The sequence below is a fragment of the Streptomyces sp. NPDC097617 genome, assembly GCF_044761485.1.
Classification (GTDB): domain Bacteria; phylum Actinomycetota; class Actinomycetes; order Streptomycetales; family Streptomycetaceae; genus Streptomyces.
Genome location: NZ_JBIWCL010000064.1, coordinates 1 through 3,412 on the forward strand (window position 1 = coordinate 1; position 3,412 = coordinate 3,412).

The following is a 3,412-nucleotide window of genomic DNA, read 5'->3' on the forward strand; positions in this document are numbered from 1 at the left end:
TTCAGAACTAACACAGTGGACGCGAGCAACTGAGGACAAGCCCTCGGCCTATTAGTACCAGTCAGCTTCACCCGTTACCGGGCTTCCACATCTGGCCTATCAACCCAGTCGTCTACTGGGAGCCTTACCCTCTCAAGGAGGTGGGAATACTCATCTTGAAGCAGGCTTCCCGCTTAGATGCTTTCAGCGGTTATCCCTCCCGAACGTAGCCAACCAGCCATGCCCTTGGCAGGACAACTGGCACACCAGAGGTTCGTCCGTCCCGGTCCTCTCGTACTAGGGACAGCCCTTCTCAATATTCCTACGCGCACAGCGGATAGGGACCGAACTGTCTCACGACGTTCTAAACCCAGCTCGCGTACCGCTTTAATGGGCGAACAGCCCAACCCTTGGGACCGACTCCAGCCCCAGGATGCGACGAGCCGACATCGAGGTGCCAAACCATCCCGTCGATATGGACTCTTGGGGAAGATCAGCCTGTTATCCCCGGGGTACCTTTTATCCGTTGAGCGACGGCGCTTCCACAAGCCACCGCCGGATCACTAGTCCCGACTTTCGTCCCTGCTCGACCCGTCGGTCTCACAGTCAAGCTCCCTTGTGCACTTACACTCAACACCTGATTGCCAACCAGGCTGAGGGAACCTTTGGGCGCCTCCGTTACTCTTTAGGAGGCAACCGCCCCAGTTAAACTACCCATCAGACACTGTCCCTGATCCGGATCACGGACCGAGGTTAGACATCCAGCACGACCAGAGTGGTATTTCAACGGCGACTCCACAACCACTGGCGTGGCTGCTTCAAAGTCTCCCACCTATCCTACACAAGCCGAACCGAACACCAATATCAAACTATAGTAAAGGTCCCGGGGTCTTTCCGTCCTGCTGCGCGAAACGAGCATCTTTACTCGTAGTGCAATTTCACCGGGCCTATGGTTGAGACAGTCGAGAAGTCGTTACGCCATTCGTGCAGGTCGGAACTTACCCGACAAGGAATTTCGCTACCTTAGGATGGTTATAGTTACCACCGCCGTTTACTGGCGCTTAAGTTCTCAGCTTCGCACACCCGAAAGTGCACTAACCGGTCCCCTTAACGTTCCAGCACCGGGCAGGCGTCAGTCCGTATACATCGCCTTACGGCTTCGCACGGACCTGTGTTTTTAGTAAACAGTCGCTTCTCGCTGGTCTCTGCGGCCACCCCCAGCTCACGGAGTAAATCCGATCACCAGTGATGGCCCCCCTTCTCCCGAAGTTACGGGGGCATTTTGCCGAGTTCCTTAACCATAGTTCACCCGAACGCCTCGGTATTCTCTACCTGACCACCTGAGTCGGTTTAGGGTACGGGCCGCCATGAAACTCGCTAGAGGCTTTTCTCGACAGCATAGGATCATCCACTTCACCACAATCGGCTCGGCATCAGGTCTCAGCCTTAATGAGGGACGGATTTGCCTACCCCTCGGCCTACACCCTTACCCCGGGACTACCACCGCCCGGGTTGGACTACCTTCCTGCGTCACCCCATCGCTTACCTACTACAAGTCTGGTTCGTCGGCTCCACCACTTTCCTTTCCCCGAAGGGTCCGGAACGGCTTCACGGACTTAGCATCGCCTGATTCGATATTGGGCGTTTCAAAGCGGGTACCGGAATATCAACCGGTTGTCCATCGACTACGCCTGTCGGCCTCGCCTTAGGTCCCGACTTACCCTGGGCAGATCAGCTTGACCCAGGAACCCTTAGTCAATCGGCGCACACGTTTCTCACGTGTGTATCGCTACTCATGCCTGCATTCTCACTCGTGAACCGTCCACAACTAGCTTCCGCTGCTGCTTCACCCGGCACACGACGCTCCCCTACCCATCACAGCGGGCGTTGGCCCTATTGCTGCAATGACACGACTTCGGCGGTACGCTTGAGCCCCGCTACATTGTCGGCGCGGAATCACTTGACCAGTGAGCTATTACGCACTCTTTCAAGGGTGGCTGCTTCTAAGCCAACCTCCTGGTTGTCTCTGCGACTCCACATCCTTTCCCACTTAGCGTACGCTTGGGGGCCTTAGTCGATGCTCTGGGCTGTTTCCCTCTCGACCATGGAGCTTATCCCCCACAGTCTCACTGCCACGCTCTCACTTACCGGCATTCGGAGTTTGGCTAAGGTCAGTAACCCGGTAGGGCCCATCGCCTATCCAGTGCTCTACCTCCGGCAAGAAACACGTGACGCTGCACCTAAATGCATTTCGGGGAGAACCAGCTATCACGGAGTTTGATTGGCCTTTCACCCCTAACCACAGGTCATCCCCCAGGTTTTCAACCCTGGTGGGTTCGGTCCTCCACGAAGTCTTACCTCCGCTTCAACCTGCCCATGGCTAGATCACTCCGCTTCGGGTCTAGAGCGTGCAACTCAATCGCCCTGTTCGGACTCGCTTTCGCTACGGCTTCCCCACACGGGTTAACCTCGCTACACACCGCTAACTCGCAGGCTCATTCTTCAAAAGGCACGCAGTCACGACTGCATGTGCAAGCACATACAGCGACGCTCCCACGGCTTGTAGGCACACGGTTTCAGGTACTATTTCACTCCGCTCCCGCGGTACTTTTCACCATTCCCTCACGGTACTATCCGCTATCGGTCACCAGGGAATATTTAGGCTTAGCGGGTGGTCCCGCCAGATTCACACGGGATTTCTCGGGCCCCGTGCTACTTGGGAGATTCTTAAGCAAGCCGCTGATGTTTCGTCTACGGGGGTCTTACCCTCTACGCCGGACCTTTCGCATGTCCTTCGACTACATCAACGGTTTCTGACTCGCCGACCGGCCGGCAGACCGATCAAAAGAATTCCCACAACCCCGTATGCGCAACCCCTGCCGGGTATCACACGCATACGGTTTGGCCTCATCCGGTTTCGCTCGCCACTACTCCCGGAATCACGGTTGTTTTCTCTTCCTGAGGGTACTGAGATGTTTCACTTCCCCTCGTTCCCTCCACACTGCCTATGTGTTCAGCAGTGGGTGACAGCCCATGACGACTGCCGGGTTTCCCCATTCGGACACCCCCGGATCAAAGCTCAGTTGGCAGCTCCCCGGGGCCTATCGCGGCCTCTCACGTCCTTCATCGGTTCCTGGTGCCAAGGCATCCACCGTGCGCCCTTAAAAACTTGGCCACAGATGCTCGCGTCCACTGTGTAGTTCTCAAACAACGACCAGCCACCCATCACCCTGACCCATACGGATCAAGTTCACTGGGGCCGGCACTGAAGACATGACCTTACGGCCGTACCTTCAGGACCCAACAACGTGCCAAGCACGATCCCCTCCACTTCACTGTTTTCCACGCCGAGGCAGTACTTACAGAGAGTTTCGGAAACCGTGCCAACTAATCAACGTTCCACCCATGAGCTGACCGTGCAGAACATTTGCCT

Annotated in this window: 1 rRNA gene; it reads right to left on the reverse strand. The window is 56.3% G+C overall.

Features of this window, described 5'->3' with window-relative positions:
- Positions 1-31 precede the first annotated feature (31 nt).
- Positions 32-3,154 (reverse strand): 23S ribosomal RNA (locus ACIQZO_RS40300).
- Between the last annotated feature and the right edge of the window lie 258 nt (positions 3,155-3,412).